The 15,955-nt window shown below is 54.2% G+C and carries 17 protein-coding genes; 5 read left to right on the forward strand and 12 right to left on the reverse strand.

Features of this window, described 5'->3' with window-relative positions; all coding sequences use genetic code 11:
* The first annotated feature begins 54 nt into the window (after positions 1 to 54).
* Entirely contained in the window at positions 55 to 495 is a 441-nt protein-coding gene (hpaR, locus tag RS584_RS03010) for a homoprotocatechuate degradation operon regulator HpaR (RefSeq protein WP_017383846.1), read from the forward strand.
* Between the two features lie 83 nt (positions 496 to 578).
* Positions 579 to 2,243 (forward strand): methyl-accepting chemotaxis protein, encoded by a 1,665-nt coding sequence (gene tsr, locus RS584_RS03015; RefSeq protein WP_017383845.1) that lies wholly within the window; start codon positions 579 to 581, stop codon positions 2,241 to 2,243.
* A 366-nt stretch (positions 2,244 to 2,609) separates the two neighbouring features.
* Here the strand turns inward: tsr and RS584_RS03020 are convergent, their stop codons facing one another.
* The 9 genes from RS584_RS03020 to RS584_RS03060 all read right to left on the reverse strand — a co-directional run bounded on the left by RS584_RS03020 (position 2,610) and on the right by RS584_RS03060 (position 9,905).
* A complete protein-coding gene (locus RS584_RS03020) occupies positions 2,610 to 3,119 on the reverse strand; it encodes a GNAT family N-acetyltransferase (protein ID WP_032103061.1) in 510 nt (169 codons plus the stop codon).
* Complete coding sequence (opgB, locus tag RS584_RS03025; RefSeq protein ID WP_047726414.1) at positions 3,119 to 5,410, reverse strand: phosphatidylglycerol--membrane-oligosaccharide glycerophosphotransferase; 2,292 nt, start codon at positions 5,408 to 5,410, stop codon at positions 3,119 to 3,121. Before opgB ends, RS584_RS03020 begins: the two co-directional genes overlap by 1 nt.
* A gap of 271 nt (positions 5,411 to 5,681) precedes the next feature.
* Positions 5,682 to 6,164, reverse strand: coding sequence for a DUF2501 domain-containing protein (locus RS584_RS03030; protein WP_015572603.1), 483 nt, complete (start codon positions 6,162 to 6,164; stop codon positions 5,682 to 5,684).
* A gap of 84 nt (positions 6,165 to 6,248) precedes the next feature.
* On the reverse strand, positions 6,249 to 6,986 hold the full coding sequence (gene dnaC, locus RS584_RS03035) for a DNA replication protein DnaC (RefSeq protein WP_315748917.1): 738 nt from the start codon (positions 6,984 to 6,986) through the stop codon (positions 6,249 to 6,251).
* Positions 6,983 to 7,528, reverse strand: a complete 546-nt coding sequence (gene dnaT / locus RS584_RS03040; RefSeq protein ID WP_003856579.1) for a primosomal protein DnaT — start codon at positions 7,526 to 7,528, stop codon at positions 6,983 to 6,985. The genes dnaC and dnaT overlap by 4 nt, the downstream gene beginning before the upstream one ends.
* A gap of 126 nt (positions 7,529 to 7,654) precedes the next feature.
* Positions 7,655 to 8,083, reverse strand: coding sequence for an organic hydroperoxide resistance protein (locus RS584_RS03045; RefSeq protein WP_003856578.1), 429 nt, complete (start codon positions 8,081 to 8,083; stop codon positions 7,655 to 7,657).
* Between the two features lie 84 nt (positions 8,084 to 8,167).
* Complete coding sequence (locus RS584_RS03050) at positions 8,168 to 8,620, reverse strand: MarR family winged helix-turn-helix transcriptional regulator (protein ID WP_315748918.1); 453 nt, start codon at positions 8,618 to 8,620, stop codon at positions 8,168 to 8,170.
* Positions 8,621 to 8,664: 44 nt separating this feature from the next.
* Positions 8,665 to 9,138 (reverse strand): threonine/serine exporter, encoded by a 474-nt coding sequence (locus RS584_RS03055; protein ID WP_315748920.1) that lies wholly within the window; start codon positions 9,136 to 9,138, stop codon positions 8,665 to 8,667.
* Entirely contained in the window at positions 9,129 to 9,905 is a 777-nt protein-coding gene (locus RS584_RS03060; RefSeq protein ID WP_017383842.1) for a threonine/serine exporter ThrE family protein, read from the reverse strand. The genes RS584_RS03055 and RS584_RS03060 overlap by 10 nt, the downstream gene beginning before the upstream one ends.
* A 389-nt stretch (positions 9,906 to 10,294) precedes the next feature.
* On the opposite strand from RS584_RS03060, the gene RS584_RS03065 reads away from it, so the two are divergent.
* Both RS584_RS03065 and bglJ read left to right on the forward strand, forming a co-directional pair.
* The gene (locus RS584_RS03065) at positions 10,295 to 11,032 is read left to right on the forward strand and encodes a helix-turn-helix transcriptional regulator (protein ID WP_017383841.1); all 738 of its coding nucleotides are present in this window, start codon (positions 10,295 to 10,297) and stop codon (positions 11,030 to 11,032) included.
* Positions 11,029 to 11,670: a DNA-binding transcriptional activator BglJ gene (gene bglJ / locus RS584_RS03070; protein WP_315749913.1), complete on the forward strand. Its 642-nt coding sequence runs from the start codon at positions 11,029 to 11,031 to the stop codon at positions 11,668 to 11,670. The genes RS584_RS03065 and bglJ overlap by 4 nt, the downstream gene beginning before the upstream one ends.
* A gap of 31 nt (positions 11,671 to 11,701) precedes the next feature.
* Here the strand turns inward: bglJ and RS584_RS03075 are convergent, their stop codons facing one another.
* Complete coding sequence (locus tag RS584_RS03075; RefSeq protein ID WP_003856572.1) at positions 11,702 to 12,160, reverse strand: YbaK/EbsC family protein; 459 nt, start codon at positions 12,158 to 12,160, stop codon at positions 11,702 to 11,704.
* A 328-nt stretch (positions 12,161 to 12,488) separates the two neighbouring features.
* Between RS584_RS03075 and RS584_RS03080 the strand changes: the two genes are divergently transcribed.
* Entirely contained in the window at positions 12,489 to 13,835 is a 1,347-nt protein-coding gene (locus tag RS584_RS03080) for a PTS cellobiose transporter subunit IIC (protein WP_003856571.1), read from the forward strand.
* Positions 13,836 to 13,973: 138 nt separating this feature from the next.
* Here RS584_RS03080 and fhuF read toward each other — a convergent pair whose 3' ends face one another.
* A complete protein-coding gene (gene fhuF / locus RS584_RS03085; RefSeq protein ID WP_315748921.1) occupies positions 13,974 to 14,762 on the reverse strand; it encodes a siderophore-iron reductase FhuF in 789 nt (262 codons plus the stop codon).
* A 95-nt stretch (positions 14,763 to 14,857) separates the two neighbouring features.
* Positions 14,858 to 15,922: a GGDEF domain-containing protein gene (locus tag RS584_RS03090; protein WP_033486722.1), complete on the reverse strand. Its 1,065-nt coding sequence runs from the start codon at positions 15,920 to 15,922 to the stop codon at positions 14,858 to 14,860.
* Positions 15,923 to 15,955 lie beyond the last annotated feature (33 nt).

Consider the following 15,955-nt stretch of genomic DNA (forward strand, 5'->3'; position numbering starts at 1 on the left):
TATAAAAGCATCTTTTTTTAATTGTTTATTTGTTAATGATGTAAGGGGTAGATGATGCATGACTCATTAACCATCGCGCTGTTGCAGGCGCGTGAAGCGGCGATGGGCTACTTCCGCCCGATAGTGAAGCGGCATAATCTGACCGAGCAGCAGTGGCGTATCGTCCGCGTGCTGGCCGAGCATCCCTCCATGGATTTTCACGATCTGGCGTTCCGCACCTGTATTTTGCGCCCAAGCCTGACCGGCATTCTGACGCGGATGGAGCGCGACGGTCTGGTGCTGCGCTTAAAACCGGTGACTGACCAGCGCAAGCTGTACGTGTCGCTGACGAAAGAAGGCAACGCGCTGTACCAGCGTGCTCAGGCTCAGGTGGAAGAGGCGTACCAGCAGATAGAGGCGGAATATACGCCTGAGAAGATGAAGCAGCTCACGGCGCTGCTGGAAGAGTTTATTGAACTTGGAAACCGACATATCGCCGCGAGGGACGAAGCGTAAAAACCCTAAATTCCAGGATGATTTTCGTAAAGTTTTCTCATGCCAGGCCGAATATTCTGTATCTGCCTGAGGAAAGAGAAAACATGTTAAACCGAATCAAGATTGTCACCAGCTTACTGCTGGTTTTAGCGATATTTGGCCTTTTACAACTCACGTCTGGTGGTCTTTTCTTCAATGCCCTGAAGCATGACAAAGAGAATTTCACCATCCTGCAAACCATTCGCCAGCAACAATCCACCCTGAACGGTAGCTGGGTGGCGCTGCTGCAAACCCGTAACACCCTGAACCGCGCGGGTATCCGCTATATGATGGATCAGAACAATATCGGCAGCGGCTCAACCGTCGCCGAGCTGATGCAGATTGCCTCTGCGTCTCTGAAACAGGCGGAAAAAAACTGGGCGGATTACGAAGCGCTGCCGCGCGACCCGCGTCAGAGCGACGCTGCGGCACTGGAAATCAAACGTAATTACGATATTTACCATGGCGCGCTGGCTGAGCTGATCCAGCTGCTGGGGGCGGGCAAAATCAATGAGTTCTTCGACCAGCCGACCCAGAGCTATCAGGATGGCTTTGAGAAGCAGTACGTCAACTACCTGCAACAGAACGACGCGCTGTATCAGACCGCGGTTGAAGACAGCAACAGCTCTTACCGCCAGGCTATCTGGGTGCTGATTAGCGTGCTGGCTGCGGTGCTGGTGGTGATTGTTGCCGTCTGGCTGGGTATTCGTCAGGCGCTAATTTCGCCGCTGAACCGTCTGATTGACAGCATTCGTCATATCGCCAGCGGCGACCTGGTGAAGCGCATCGACGTGGAAGGCTCCAACGAGATGGGTGTACTGGCTGACTCCCTGCGCCATATGCAGGGCGAGCTGGTGCGTACCGTGGGTGACGTGCGTAACGGCGCCAACGCCATTTACAGCGGTGCGAGCGAAATCTCGATGGGCAATAACGATCTCTCATCCCGTACCGAACAGCAGGCTGCCTCTCTGGAAGAGACCGCCGCCAGCATGGAACAGCTGACTGCCACCGTGAAGCAGAACGCCGAGAACGCCCGTCAGGCGAGCAACCTGGCGCTGAGCGCGTCTGAAACCGCGCAGAAAGGCGGCAAGGTGGTGGATAACGTGGTGCAGACCATGCGTGACATCGCCGGCAGTTCGCAGAAAATCGCCGATATCATCAGCGTGATCGACGGGATTGCCTTCCAGACCAATATTCTGGCGCTGAACGCGGCGGTAGAAGCGGCGCGTGCGGGCGAGCAGGGGCGTGGTTTTGCGGTGGTTGCAGGTGAAGTCCGAAACCTGGCGCAGCGCAGCGCCCAGGCGGCTCGCGAGATCAAGAGCCTGATTGAAGACTCCGTGGGGCGCGTGGAAATTGGTTCAACGCTTGTTGAAAGCGCGGGTGAAACCATGGGTGAGATCGTGAATGCGGTAACGCGCGTGACGGATATCATGGGCGAAATCGCGTCTGCGTCTGACGAGCAGAGCCGCGGTATCGACCAGGTTGGGCTGGCGGTGGCTGAGATGGATCGCGTGACCCAGCAGAACGCCTCGCTGGTGGAAGAGTCTGCGGCGGCGGCCGCGGCACTGGAAGAGCAGGCGAGCCGTCTGACGCAGGCCGTTGCGGTGTTCCGTATTCAGCAGGAACAGATGAAGGCGCGCGAGTTCGCCTCGGCGAAAAGCGTTGCCGCACCGGTAGTGGCGCGTAAACCGGCGACCGCAGACGCGGGCGATAACTGGGAAACGTTCTGACGCTGTGCGTTTTGCCGGGTGGCGGCTGCGCCTGACCCGGCCTACGGGATGTGCGTTTTGCCGGGTGGCGGCTGCGCCTGACCCGGCCTACGGATTGTGCGTTTCGCCGGGTGGCGGCTACGCCTGACCCGGCCTACGGGATGTGCGTTTTGGCGGGGGCGGCTGCGCCTGACCCGGCCTACGGATTGTGCGTTTCGCCGGGGGGCGGCTACGCCTTACCCGGCCTACGGGATGTGCGTTTTGGCGGGGGCGGCTGCGCCTGACCCGGCCTGCGGATTGTGCAATTTGCCGGGTGGCGGCTGCGCCTTACCCGGCCGGCGGAATTGGGTTTTGTAGGCCCGGTAAGCGCAGCGCCACCGGGCGATCTTACAGAGGCAGGCGCATGGCGCAGCGGGAACCATACGCTAAACCGTGCGCCGTCTCTTCCTCGCGTTTCTGGCGCAGTTCCGGCGTCAGCGTCGTCATCATTTCAAACCCTAATCGCCTGTAGAAGGGCGCATTCCACGGGACATCACGAAACGTCGTTAACGTCAGCGAGTTCAGCCCCAGACTGCGGGCATGCGCGGCGGCACGGGCGATTAACTGGCGTCCAAGACCTCGTCCCTGCCAGTCCAGGTGAACCGACAGTTCCACAATAAACAGCGACGATGGATGAGCTTCGGCGAGGATAAAACCCACGGGCCTGTCGTCAGCCAGCGCCAGCCAGCTTAATCCGCGTCCGGCGTAACCGAGGTGATCTTCAACAGAAATAACCTCATTGTCTGCCAGCCAGGCCAGCTCAGGAACGTCGCGAAACCGCTGCCCCGCCGCACGTTCGATGGCGGGCAGGGCAGCGACGTCGTCGATGCGCGTCGGGCGAAGAGTGAACGCCGTCATCAGCCAGCGCTGCTCACAATTTTAATCTCCACCATGCCGATCCCCAGCTTGCGCGGAGCGTGACCGAGAATATTCCCTTCGTTAGTGGACTGCGGATCGGGTGGCACAATGACCAGCGTATTGCTGCGCGTTGGGTTATCGAAGTGCAGCGTGCTGGTGGTGACGTCATTGCTCAGCGTCAGCGTCTGTTCTTTATCACCGACGCGCACCGGTATAGGACGGTTTGCGTTGGGACCAAATGCCCTGGCGGTGATCACCAGATCGAATTTCTCCGGCAGCGGATGGGTATACTCAATTTTCACCTCATCGCCCAACTGCGCGTTAGACCAGCGCCCCCAGGATTCCGGCCGTGAAATACCGCTGAACTGCTTCACCTCTTCCGGTGCGCCGGCAACATTAAAGATGAAGCTGTCTGCTTTATAACGAATGTCGTTGTCGACGATTTTCAGCAGGTCTACGTTGCGTTGATAGCGTGCGGTATCAATAACCGTATCTTTAAACGCGGTTTTTCCCTGCCACTGCGGTTTGTCAACGTGTTGCACGGTCTGCTCGCCGCCGAGTTGCCCCTGAGAGACGCACCAGTCGGTGGACAGCGACAGCTGTTGCGACCAGAGCTGGCCCATTTTGTAGCATTTGTCGACCCAGACGAAATTATCGCGCGGGGCAAATTCCGCCAGCTGGAAGCGCAGTGGCGCGGAGTATTCGCTTTCCGGCAGCGGCTCGACGCGGTTATCCGACACGCGCAGCAGCAGCGGCAGGCGGAAATGGCTGCCGGAGAACGCGATCATTTTTTTATCCTGATCGATGGTGAAGTCTTTTATCTCTTTCGGGAAGTTCCACAGACGAATGATATCCGGCTTCCAGGCGAGGATTTTTTCCTTCATGTTGAGGAAGATTTCCGACAGGGACTGGCCCGACAGCGTACTGCGGCCCAGGCCAATGAAGTTATCGCCACCCAGAATATCCAGCACGGTAGCGCCGTTATCCATCGAGTTACGTTTAGCGGCAATGATCTCCTGCTGCGGTTTATCGCCGCGCAGCACAAAGAACAGGTTGCTGCGATCCAGCTTATTCAGCTCATCCCAGGCGCTGTTTTTCATCGCCAGATGGTCAGATGAGACGACGATGACCGTATTTTTGAAATACGGCGACGCTTTGATTTTCTCGATTAACGCCGCGATATGCTCCTGGCTACAGGTAACGGCGCTGAACGACTTGTTGTTTTTACCGTCAATGTCGTAGCCCTGACGTTTACAGGTGCGTGAGACGAAACCATCCGGATGATGCGTGTCAACGGTCAACGCAAACAGCGAGAAGCGTTTACCGGCGCGGGAAAGCTCCTCGAATTTCTTCCAGGTTTCATCCAGAACGGTATCGTCGTAAAAGCCCCAGTCGTTGCGGTAGGCCGGATCGGCCACCGTGGTTTTCAGCTCTTCGGAACCATACAGGTGATCGAAACCGTGGGATTTCAGGAACACATCTTTCCCGGCAAAGCGCAGGTTAGCGCCCTGCATAAAGTAGTTTTCATAGCCCGAATTTTTCAGGATATCGCCGAGGCAAATGTTCTGCGGGAAGAAGCTCGACATTGAGGCGGAGGCGTTGCCTTCAAACGGAGCGAACAGTGGAATGCCGCACTGAGAGGCCACCATCCCGGCGATGGTGTAATCCGTGCCAGGGAGCTGCATGGTGTGGCTGAAGTCGAGGCCCTGGTCTTTCAGCGCGCCAAGCTCTGGCGTCAGGTTCGGGAAAGCATCGTTATCAAAATAGGTGCGTTCCAGACTTTCGCCGTAGATATAGACCAGGTTGAGTCTGGGATTGTCGATCTTCTTCGAGGGTTCTTTGTAATAGGCCGCAAAGTCCGGATCGCCATCGCGCGACTGGGATTTTACCAGCTCGGTAATTTGATGGAATGCCGGGCTGGCATCCACGGAGGCCAGCGCCAGGCACAGCGCCAGCAGGCTGTAGCCATGATGATGCGGACGGTGACGGCGACGGCGCAGAACCCAGGCCAGCGCGGCGAAGATGCCCACCAGGGCGACCACCAGCCCCAGACCCGGAAGGATGTACTTACCTACACCAGCGCCGGTCAGGCTGTTGGTCAACGTGTAGAGCACCGCGTCGTTAATACCGTCGCCGGTAAAGTAATCGCTGGCATATAACGTAATGTTTAAAACAATAAAAATGCCGAGCACCACCAGGGTGGCCACAAACCACCAGGTGTGACGACCAGCTTTCCAGGCATAAACGCCGATGGAAGCCAGGAAAAGGACAAGGGACATTAACTCTGACAACAGCAGATCCTCATCATGCCGGACGCTTAGCCGGCTAATTGCTTATTTTTTGGGTAATACAATGTAATTGCGATGTCGCTTAGCTGCAATTTTAGTGTCACGAAAGTGTGCTGTTGTTAGGATTTGGTTTATAAAATCGGATTTTTGAGTACAGTCGCATCGTGGCATACGGAGGCTGAGGTGGTGGCAGGGGGTAAAAAAACGCACTTCACGCCGCGGTGTAAGACTAACGTAATAAACCCGGCGTGTTGTGGCAGAAAATGGGAGGCGATCAGGAGAGGAAATTAACACCTTGTTTCAGCACCAGATCGCAGGCTTTCGTTTTCACCTGTTTCGCCAGAGATGAATTTCCAAGGGTGCTGAGGTTCAGCTGCTGGCCATTTTGCGCGTTCAGCAGACCCTGAATACCGTCCATATAGTTGGTGTCCGCTTTCTGCTCCTGGGTGTCCAGACCCAGTTTACCCAGCACCTGGTTTTTGATGTTTTCGGTATCGGTGACGGAAGCCAGTTTCTGCTTCGCGCAGTATTCCAGAATGCCCGCCGCGTTGTTCATCGTTCCGGCGCTCAGGCTTTGGGAGCTGTTACTCAGCAGGCCGGTGAGGGACGAGGCTGACAGCCCGCCCTGGGAAGTACCGCTCTCTTTGGTTAACTCACTTGCTGCGCTGGAGAGCGACTCCTGCCATGATGCGGCCTGCGCTGCGCCAGTCACCAGCAGGGCGCCAGTAAGGATGCTGATAAGAAACTGTTTTTTCATAATGATTTACTCAACAAGGTCCGTTTTGGGCCAAAAGTGGGTTCAGTATATACCTCTGCTCTTCCGGTGCTCCCTGGAAATATCTTAATACTCTTTGCCGGTGACGCGGCTGCGATAGCTGTCCCAGTCGAAGATGACGTACAGGCTGTTACCCAGCTTCATGCGATCCATCACCCGCTCGCCAAGAAGTCGGGTCATCTCCTCGATATTGTGGTTCGTCAGCATACCGGTTGGGCGTTTTGACGACGAACGGCGATCGACAATCTGGTTGATGATCACTTTTTCGTAGCGGGACTCCGTCTGGACGCCGATCTCGTCGATGACCAGCAAATCCACGTTACTCAAATCATTCAGCAGCTGTTCTTCGCTGGTTTCGCGGTTACTGAAGGTGTCCTTCATGGCGGACATAATATCGGCCACGGTGATAATCAGCACTGACTTCCCGCGCAGCAGCAGCTCGTTGCAGATAGCGGCCGCAAGGTGATTTTTCCCCGTGCCGGGTTTTCCGCTAAAGATGAAGCTGGCAATGTTGCCGTCAAATTCATCCACGTACTGGCGCGCCTGGTTGAGGGCGTTCATCTGCCCCTGTGACTCGACCTTATAATTCTCGAAGGAACAGTTCTGGTGCAGAGGGCGAATGCCCGAGCGGTTAAAGGTGCGCTGCATTTTCATCGCGCGGTTTTCGCGGGCGAGGGCAGCCGCGCGAATTTTACCTTGCTCTTTTTGCCATGCCAGCAGCTCTTCACCGGTGGTGAAGGCGGGCTTCACGTTTGCGGGCATCATCTTCTGCAAACGTTTCATCAGGTCGCCGACGTTTTTCATTTCGCACCTCGGAATCCATCAGGGATTTTTTTGTCCGGTTCTGAAAAGGCATTGATATCACGTTTTGGCTGGCCATTGTTGCTGGCGCGGTTGATTTGCAGACTGCGCGCGAACTTTTGCTGCCACTGAACATGGTGGAAGACTTTTCCTTCAGCCTGCCAATAAGCGGTAAAGGCCGCCAGCTCTTCTGGCGTCGCGGGCTGCGCGAGGGCTATTCCCCATAAGGCCGCCTGCCGCTGAAAATCGGCGTCCGGCTGCCAACCGGCGTACATGGGAAATTTCCCCATTGGAACGGCCACCGGGGCGCTGGCGGGTTCGTCAAAAAACTGATTATCCAGCATGACATCGCTCGCCGGACGCGACAGCTTCGCTTCAATTTCCAGAAGCTGCGCCAGACGTTCCGGCGTGACCGCATAAAACGCCGGGGCGTTGTCGGCAAATACCGCGAGCGTGCCGCCTTCGGCGTGCGTCAACACACCGCGAGGATCGCGCATAAAGGCATCAATGCCAGCAATGCTGGTAGTCAGGATTCTGGAGGACATAACACTTTCTCAACTGATTACTACGGACGTGATTGAGGGTTATGGTAGCACAGAGAGAGGGGGAGGAAAGGAGAGGATTTCCCCGGCGGCGTTACGCTTACCGGGGCTAAAATCACAGGCGGCAGTTTACGCGATGATGTTCAGCGTCACGTCGATATTGCCGCGCGTCGCGTTAGAGTACGGACAGACGATATGCGCTGCATCCACCAGTTTTTTGGCTTCCGCTGCGTCCATCCCTTCAACGTGGATGTTCAGCTTCGCTTCGATACCAAAACCGGTTGGCAGCGGGCCAATCCCCACTTCGCCTTCAATAAAGGCGTCTTTTGGCAGAGCGAATTTGTCGCGTGCCGCAACGAACTTCATTGCGCCCAGGAAGCAGGCGGAGTAGCCCGCAGCGAACAGCTGTTCAGGGTTGGTTACTTCACCCCCCATGCCGCCCATCTCTTTTGGCACACCCAGTTTGACATCCAGAACGCCATCGGAAGACGTTGCGCGGCCATCACGGCCTCCGGTTGCTTTGGCTTTGGCAGTGTAGACAACTTTTTCTAAAGACATGGCAGGTTCCTCATCTTACGTTTATATGCACTATTAAATAGCGCGCGATGTATTAAGTTAGAATCAGACGCGTAAAGTATAGCCTTACGCGCGATGAAGCTGTTGGCGCAAAAGTTCGAGCTGTTGCTTGAGCGCCAGCATGGTGTCGGTATCACACTGCGCTGCACAGCCCACGGCGTGGGGTATCGTCACGGCCTGCTGTTGCAGCGCCCGACCCGCGTCGCTCAGGGTGACGGCGACCTGACGCTCATCCTGACGGGAACGCTGGCGGAAGATTAATCCTGCGCTTTCCAGGCGTTTCAGCAGGGGAGTCAGCGTGGCGGAATCCAGGAACAGCCGCTCGCCAATGTCTGACACCGTAATATCATCCTGCTCCCACAGCACCAGCATCACCAGGTATTGCGGGTAGGTCAGGTTAAGCGGCGCCAGCAGTTGCCGGTACAGCTTGTTAAGCGCCAGATTTGCCGAATAGAGGGCAAAACAGAGCTGGTTATCCAGCAGAAGCGCGTTGGTGGTGTCTTTCATTTTTGCGTCCATGAAATGAATATAGATAGCGTGCGATACAATTGCAAGCGATTTTATTATACGCGTGGACGTTTGCGGTAAAGCCATAAGCCGGGGATCGACAGGCCGATGGAGAGCGCGCCCACAATCGACGAGGCTTTAAGGAAGTTGCTCAGAAGCAGGATCATCTGCGGTTCGCTGTAGCCAAAGTGGCTGATTTTGACGGCGGAGATCATCGCCGTATAGGCTGAAATGCCCGGGAACATAGGAATGACTGCCGCCACGGTGAACACTTTCGGGTGCGCCAGATACCAGCGGGACCACTGAATACCGATGCTGCCGACCAGCATGGAGGCGATAAACGTCGACCATTCGATATTAAAGCCCGAGGTCATCATGATCATACGTGAGCCGTGGCCAATGGCACCCAGCAGCGCACACCAGGGTAATGCACGCTGTGGGACGTTAAACACCATCGCAAAGCCAACGGCGGGAAGGGCTGCCAGGAACATGTCCTGCGCCAGTGTGAGCAGAAAATCCATCACGCCCATCCGCGTAACCCCCAGAGTGTCATGGCCATTACCACCCCGATACAGGTCGCCAGCGTCAGCAGGCTGGCTATCGCCCAGCGCGCCAGACCGGTGTTGATGTGGCCTTTGAACATATCAGCGACGGCATTGATTAAGGGAAAACCCGGCACCAGCAGCAATACGCTGGCGGCCATCGCAACAGTAGGCGTGCTGGCGAAGTAAGGCTGGCGCAAAAGCAGGCCGGATACGGTTGTCGCCACGAACGCCGTGATGCAGAAGTTAATTTGCGGATGCAGTTGCCTGTGCGTCAACAACTGGCGGACATACATCGCGATGCTGCTGGCAAAGAAGGTCACGACAGCGCCGTCCCAGCCGCCCGCGTTGAGCTTGCAGAAGCAGGCGCAGGAGAGTCCCACCATCAGCACAACCAGCCAGCGTGGATACCGGAGAGGTTTGATCTGGTTGAAGCGTTTCTCTATCTCCCGCAGATCGAGCAGCTTGTGTTCAGCAAGGATCACGATGTGCTGCACTTCCGTCACGACGTGCATGTTAATGCCGCGGTCATGGTTTTTACGGGTGGAGGTCAGGCACTGACCGTCTTTAATGGTGGTCAGCACAATGGCATTTGACGAGATGGAGCTCTCAACGCTGTCCATCCCCAGCGCCAGCCCAAGGCGTGTGGAAAGTTCTTCCACGAGGGCGCTTTCTGCCCCGTGTTGTAATAGAAAAAGCCCGCACTGAATACATAGCCGCGTGGTAGCACGTTGCGTAGACCGATCTGCCTGCATGAAACGCCCTGAAGAGAAGAGAGATTGCTAACTTTTAACACAAAGGGCAGGGCCCTTTGCGCTGGGCCAGATCAACATTTGTGCAATCAGTCGCGTGAGCAGGGGGAGAAAACCGCACTTTCTATTTATTTAATGAATATAAAAATAGAGATTTATAAAGACAATATATTAAGTATTTCTAATTTCATATTTTCAATCTTTTCACGCAATCTTAATTAAAGTTTTGTGGTCTTTATGCGATATTAAGCCAGTATTGGGCGTTTCTTAACCCATGTGACATTTCTTCTGATTTGCGAGTATTAAGCCGTTTTGTACTGAGGGATGCAAGCGTGTTTAAACTCGTAGGGTTAGTTCGTTCTTAAATAATGAATTTATGACAGGGAGGGTCTATGTTGCCATTGAATGGTAAACACGGAGTGGTGATTAGTAGAGTGCCGGTCATGCAAAATGGGCTAGGTGGCGTCATGACGCGTCATTTTCCTGATTTTGAAATAACGTACTGCCGGTCGATGCAGGAGTTGACGCTACTACAATTGCGTCGCGCTGGGGTCGTTATTGCCGATATTTCAGGTGAGTATCGTAATCCTCGCGGCACGCTTGAGCAGTATTATGGATTAATGAATCAGTATCGGGACATTCACTGGATATTCCTTGTCTCGCGTCCCCTTTATCCACTTGCAGTAGAGCTTCTTATGCGTCCGGAAAGCACGCTGCTTTCGGATATGGAACCGATCGAAGGCGTTATTAACGCTATTCGCGCGGGCAGTGAACGTGCCGAGCGAATAAGCCAGACGTTATTAATACCGGAAACGTCCGATATTGAAGAAGAGAGTGAGCAAATGATTGCGCTCACCCACTCTGAACGCAAGGTGTTGCGTTTATTAGGTAAAGGTTGGGGAATCAACCAAATAGCCACGCTGCTGAATAAAAGTAATAAAACGATCAGTGCACAGAAAAACAGTGCAATGCGCCGCTTATCACTTCGCAGTAATGCCGATATGTACGCGTGGATAAGCAGTACCCAGGGAATGCGAGAACTCAGTTTAATGTCGGCTTATGGAGAGTTTGAGGAATGGAAAAGACCACTGCAACAAGACATATCGCCGTCATCGAAAGCTGCTCAATGAGCGCTGTAGGGCTGAAGCATCTCTTTGCGATGCCCGCCCTGAGCCATTACCAGGTGCACCTGTTTAGCAGATTCGCCAGCTTTAAAGCGGCGCTCTCGGATATCTCATTCTATGCGGTTATCTATTCACTGTCTGATGAGCGTGAAGAGCGGAGAAACTGTCTGGCCTGTTTACGGGATCTCACCTTCACCCACAGCGACGTCCAGCGTATCGTGCTGGCCTCTGACGAAATGGAGGCAAGGCTGGTCAGCCATCTTTCGCCTTCTCGCTTGCATGGGATAATCAGTAAATCGGTTCCGCTAAAGCAGCTAATGGAGGGGCTGGAGACATTACTCAGCGAAACGCATCAGGTGAATGACAACATGTACAATCACTGGTGTGTTAGCCAGAATCGTATGTTAAGCCCAACCGAAAGGGCAATACTGCGTTATATGCCATCGGGATTTTCAATCCCTGAAATTGCGGCGCAGCTTGAACGCAATATTAAAACCATCCGGGCGCATAAGTTTAACGCAATGGTAAAGCTGGGCGTCAATTCTGACGTGGGATTACTGGATGCGGCGGATATCCTGGCGCATCTCCCTGCCCGGGAAGTGCGTCGTTCAGCTCTCACCGTTCCTTCATTCTCTCAGCGTTAAGTGGTGCGCCAGAGTTCTTCTGGCGCAACGTTTAAATGCAGACATCGACCCATTTTGCTGCGGTCAGCTCCGCCATTCTGTCGGGCGATATACGCACCGCACTGTGGATGGCACCCGCTGCGGGTAACACTTCCGCGTACTGTTTTAATGTGATGTCACAGTAAACAGAGAGCGGATTTTCCAGTCCGAAAGGGCAGACGCCGCCAACAGGATGACCCGTCAGGGTGACTACCTCATCGCTGCTGAGCATGCGGGCTTTTGCGCCGAATGTCTCTTTAAGCTTTTTGTTATCCAGACGCGCATCACCTTTTGCAACCACCAGAATCACGTCATTTTTAATTTTCAGTGACAGCGTTTTGGCAATTTGGCCGGGTTCAACGTTGTGCGCGGCAGCAGCAAGGGCAACAGTCGCTGTGCTTTGGTTAAGCTCAATGATCTCTATATCCGGAGCGTGTTCGGCAAAAAACTGTTGTACAGACTGCAAACTCATTGATTCCTCCTGACAAATATCCTGCGTAATCTGTCATAAGAATTTAGTCGCTGTAAATATCCCTTAAGTAACAAATATCCGTCAGGGGCGATTTCTGGATCGCCTTCACATTCACAGAAACCGGTTACAGTAACCGGTTGCAGAGCGTGATGCAGAGATTAATACTAAGTGTGTAACTTCCCCTGTATCTAATAATAAGAGCTAATTATGAAACCATTCCGTTTGAGCAGTACCGCAGGTACACGATCCGGCAAGGTTGTGACGCTGATGTATGGAACAACGTGTGACGTGAGAGCGTCCAAAACGAACGTCTGACAGGAGATCTGCTATGTCTGCCAACCACGCTGCATTTAATCTGATTTTCCGCTTCGTTGAAAATTATGTCAGCCCTATTGCCGGGCGCATCTCTTCCCAGCGTCACGTTATGGCTATTCGTGACGGGTTTATCTCAGCGATGCCGTTTATGATTGTAGGCTCGTTTTTATTAGTGTTCGCTTACCCGCCTTTTTCGCCTGATACCACCTGGGGTTTTGCTCGCGCCTGGCTGGATATGGCGAAGCAGTTTGAAGGTCAAATTCTGACGCCGTTTGATATGACAATGGGGGTGATGTCCCTTTATATCTGTGCGGCTATTGCCTACAACCTGGGCAAACATTACGTTAAAACGCATCAGCTGGATCCGTTCATGTGCGCGATGCTGTCGCTGATGGCGTTCCTGCTGGTCGCCGCCCCTAAAACCAAAGGCGCTTTACCGGTGGATAGCCTGGGAGGGACCGGTATTTTCACCGCGATTCTGGTGGCGATCTATTGCGTTGAGATGATGCGTTTCCTGAAAGCACACAATATCGGGATCCGCCTGCCAGACCAGGTTCCACCGATGATCAAAAACTCGTTTGACTTGCTGATCCCGGTGCTGGTGGTGGTGCTCACGCTATACCCGCTGAGCCTGCTGATCCAGTCGCAGTTCGGTATGCTGATCCCACAGGCCATCATGTCGATATTCAAACCGCTGGTCTCTGCGGCTGACTCGCTCCCTGCGATCCTGCTGGCGGTGCTGATTGGCCACCTGCTGTGGTTTGCCGGGATCCACGGCGCGGCGATTGTCTCCGGGATGCTGCAAATGTTCTGGCTGACAAACCTGGGGGCGAACCAGACCGCGCTGGCGGCGAGCCAGCCTTTGCCACACATCTTTATGGAAGCCTTCTGGACGTTCTTTATCGTTATCGGCGGATCGGGGGCGACGATGGGGCTGGTGTTCTGCTATCTGCGTAGCCGCTCCGCGCACCTGCGCTCCATTGGACGTCTGAGCGTGGTACCAAGCATTTTCAATATCAATGAACCGGTGATTTTCGGTACGCCGATTGTGATGAACCCGGTGTTCTTTATTCCTTTCCTGCTGGCGCCGATGGTTAATGCCGTGCTGGCATGGGCAGCGATGAAGTTTGATCTGATTGGCCGCGTGATTTCCGTTGTGCCGTGGACGGCACCGGCTCCGGTTGGTGCCGCCTGGGCGCTGGGCTGGGATTTCCGTGCAGCCATTCTGGTGCTGGTTTTGGCCTGCGTTTCCGCCATTATCTATTTCCCGTTCTTCAAGGTGTACGAGAAACAGTTGCTTCAGCAGGAAGCGGAAGAAGCACAGCGTAATGGAGAAGAGGAAAATCAGCAGGTCGCTTAGGTAAAAGCAAAACGGCAACGCGAGTTGCCGTTTAATGACCACCAGAGCCGTATGTTCCCCCTCACCCCAGCCCTCTCCCTCAAGGGAGAGGGGGGCCGCCTGTGCAGGCATTAGCCCTGCGGGAGAGGGTAGGCCAGACTACTTAAGCGTGCAATCGCCGCACTGCTGGACATCCGGCAGACGGTAGCGCTGACAGCAGGTACGACGTACCAGAAGTCCCTCACGCGGAACCACGGTGCGGTAAAGAGGGTTGCCCCGTCCATCCGACAGCTGTCTGGCAAAGAAACAGCTCTGACGCAGTGCATCCACTTTCTCGTCGCCGAGCAGCGGCTTCATCTCCGTTAAATACCAGTGGATAAGATACCCGGTATTACTCCAGATCAGTTTGCCGTTAATCTCTCCCGTCGCTTCCAGCGCATCAATGACCGGAACCAGCGCTCTTGTAATCAGCCGTTCCATACGCACCTGCGCTGACAGGTGTCTCGCGCTCGGATCTTCGTGTACATCAATCCAGAAACAGGCAGCGCGCCCGGTTTCATGAAATTCAACGTGGAAATGCTCCGACGAGAGATCGAGCATCGTTTCCTGGGTCAACAGGGCCAGCATGACAGGCGGCACCATCAGCCCGATATACCACTGTGCCCAGAGGGATAACAGCGGTTTGTTTTCCCGCGTCAGGGTAGGTTGGTTACGATAAATATGGTCGGAATAGGTTGCCAGCAGTGACCGCAGCTCCGCAGGGCGTTGCCACTCAGTCAGCGTCAGAGCATGATGCGGCGGTGCTTCATCCAGTTTGATGAAATCCAGCAGATGGGCGCGCGTTACGGCAATTTTTTCCCGAATGGCATCCGCAAGCGTCGTTTCCCCGGCGGAGAGTGGAGCTCGCCAGAGCAGGGGCTCAACGATGTGTGCGGTACGAGTCGCCATAGTGTGGATTACAAATCTAAATGATAATGATTGCCAATCCTAACTATAGATAAAACCGAGCGCAAGCGTTTTATCCTGGCGCTGTGAAGGCGGTTTCAGGCGGTATGAAGCTCGTCGCTCAGCAGAATGCTGTTGCGTCCCATATGCTTGGCTTCATAGAGGGCTTTATCGGCTTTCGCCAGCGCGCCTTCAACGTCTTCACCCTCGAACATGGCGATGCCGATGCTGATGGTCACGTTAGTGGCGACGCTTTCGTTAAACATATGGGGGATTTTAAGATCGTAAACCTTCTGACGTATGCGTTCAGCCGTCTGTCGCGCTTGTTCCAGCGGGATGTTACTCAACAGCACCATAAATTCTTCCCCGCCAAACCGGGCGACAACATCGCGTGAGCGCACGGCGTCGCGTATCGCAGCCGAGACCCTGATCAAGGCCTGATCGCCCATCATATGGCCATAATGGTCGTTGTAGGCTTTGAAGTGGTCGATATCCATCAGCAGCACGAAGTGCTCGCCAGCGTCAGGCCTGGGAAGATTCTCCAGCCGGCTTTGCAGCCCGCGACGGTTATATAGGCCGGTGAGCGGGTCCATCATGCTGAGATCGGTCAGGGTTTCGCGCTCCTCCAGCAGTTCGGAAAGCAGCTCCTGGGCGAAACGGTCATTGCGCCGCTGAAGAACATGATGGATACCAATGGCGACCACCGGCAGCGCGAAAAAATAGGCCATTCTCAGCCAGTTTTCGGACGGACTAAGCCACAGGCAGGATATAAAAGCGGGAAATGAATGTAACGTAAAGGCTTTAATATTACTTGCGAACGCCAGAGACCCTATAAAAAGCACTGTTAATAGCGCCATCATTAAATAGGTCGCGTGATCGTGCGTGATTAACAGAAATTTAGAGACGATCTGCCAGGCCCATAAAAGACCAAAAATAGCTGAAACAACAGGGATATTTATTTTTCGCGTGCTGTTTTTCCAGTGCCAGATAAGTAAGCCTGTGCTGATAGTCAGTACGGCAAAGAGCGGGACTGATAACACACGCACGGAATAGAGAGGGTTTGTTACCGAGAACAATGCTGATGCGGCGTTCAGAAATAAAAACAAACGTAAAGATAGCTGATATTTCTTGTTGACTAAAGACAGCCAGGATTGTGATGTCATATGCGTGCGTTTTTATTAAAACTCAATTAAAAC

Source organism: Enterobacter sp. DTU_2021_1002640_1_SI_PRY_ASU_LCPMC_013 (assembly GCF_032389435.1).
Classification (GTDB): domain Bacteria; phylum Pseudomonadota; class Gammaproteobacteria; order Enterobacterales; family Enterobacteriaceae; genus Enterobacter; species Enterobacter hormaechei_C.

Bases quoted from the DNA above. Each gene is read 5' to 3' on its own strand.
- hpaR (WP_017383846.1), top strand. From the start codon at position 55: ATGCATGACTCATTAACCATCGCGCTGTTGCAGGCGCGTGAAGCGGCG.
- tsr (WP_017383845.1), top strand. From the start codon at position 579: ATGTTAAACCGAATCAAGATTGTCACCAGCTTACTGCTGGTTTTAGCG.
- RS584_RS03020 (WP_032103061.1), bottom strand. From the start codon at position 3,119: ATGACGGCGTTCACTCTTCGCCCGACGCGCATCGACGACGTCGCTGCC.
- RS584_RS03030 (WP_015572603.1), bottom strand. From the start codon at position 6,164: ATGAAAAAACAGTTTCTTATCAGCATCCTTACTGGCGCCCTGCTGGTG.
- dnaC (WP_315748917.1), bottom strand. From the start codon at position 6,986: ATGAAAAACGTCGGCGACCTGATGAAACGTTTGCAGAAGATGATGCCC.
- dnaT (WP_003856579.1), bottom strand. From the start codon at position 7,528: ATGTCCTCCAGAATCCTGACTACCAGCATTGCTGGCATTGATGCCTTT.
- RS584_RS03045 (WP_003856578.1), bottom strand. From the start codon at position 8,083: ATGTCTTTAGAAAAAGTTGTCTACACTGCCAAAGCCAAAGCAACCGGA.
- RS584_RS03050 (WP_315748918.1), bottom strand. From the start codon at position 8,620: ATGGACGCAAAAATGAAAGACACCACCAACGCGCTTCTGCTGGATAAC.
- RS584_RS03055 (WP_315748920.1), bottom strand. From the start codon at position 9,138: ATGGGCGTGATGGATTTTCTGCTCACACTGGCGCAGGACATGTTCCTG.
- RS584_RS03060 (WP_017383842.1), bottom strand. From the start codon at position 9,905: ATGCAGGCAGATCGGTCTACGCAACGTGCTACCACGCGGCTATGTATT.
- RS584_RS03065 (WP_017383841.1), top strand. From the start codon at position 10,295: ATGTTGCCATTGAATGGTAAACACGGAGTGGTGATTAGTAGAGTGCCG.
- bglJ (WP_315749913.1), top strand. From the start codon at position 11,029: ATGAGCGCTGTAGGGCTGAAGCATCTCTTTGCGATGCCCGCCCTGAGC.
- RS584_RS03075 (WP_003856572.1), bottom strand. From the start codon at position 12,160: ATGAGTTTGCAGTCTGTACAACAGTTTTTTGCCGAACACGCTCCGGAT.
- RS584_RS03080 (WP_003856571.1), top strand. From the start codon at position 12,489: ATGTCTGCCAACCACGCTGCATTTAATCTGATTTTCCGCTTCGTTGAA.
- fhuF (WP_315748921.1), bottom strand. From the start codon at position 14,762: ATGGCGACTCGTACCGCACACATCGTTGAGCCCCTGCTCTGGCGAGCT.
- RS584_RS03090 (WP_033486722.1), bottom strand. From the start codon at position 15,922: ATGACATCACAATCCTGGCTGTCTTTAGTCAACAAGAAATATCAGCTA.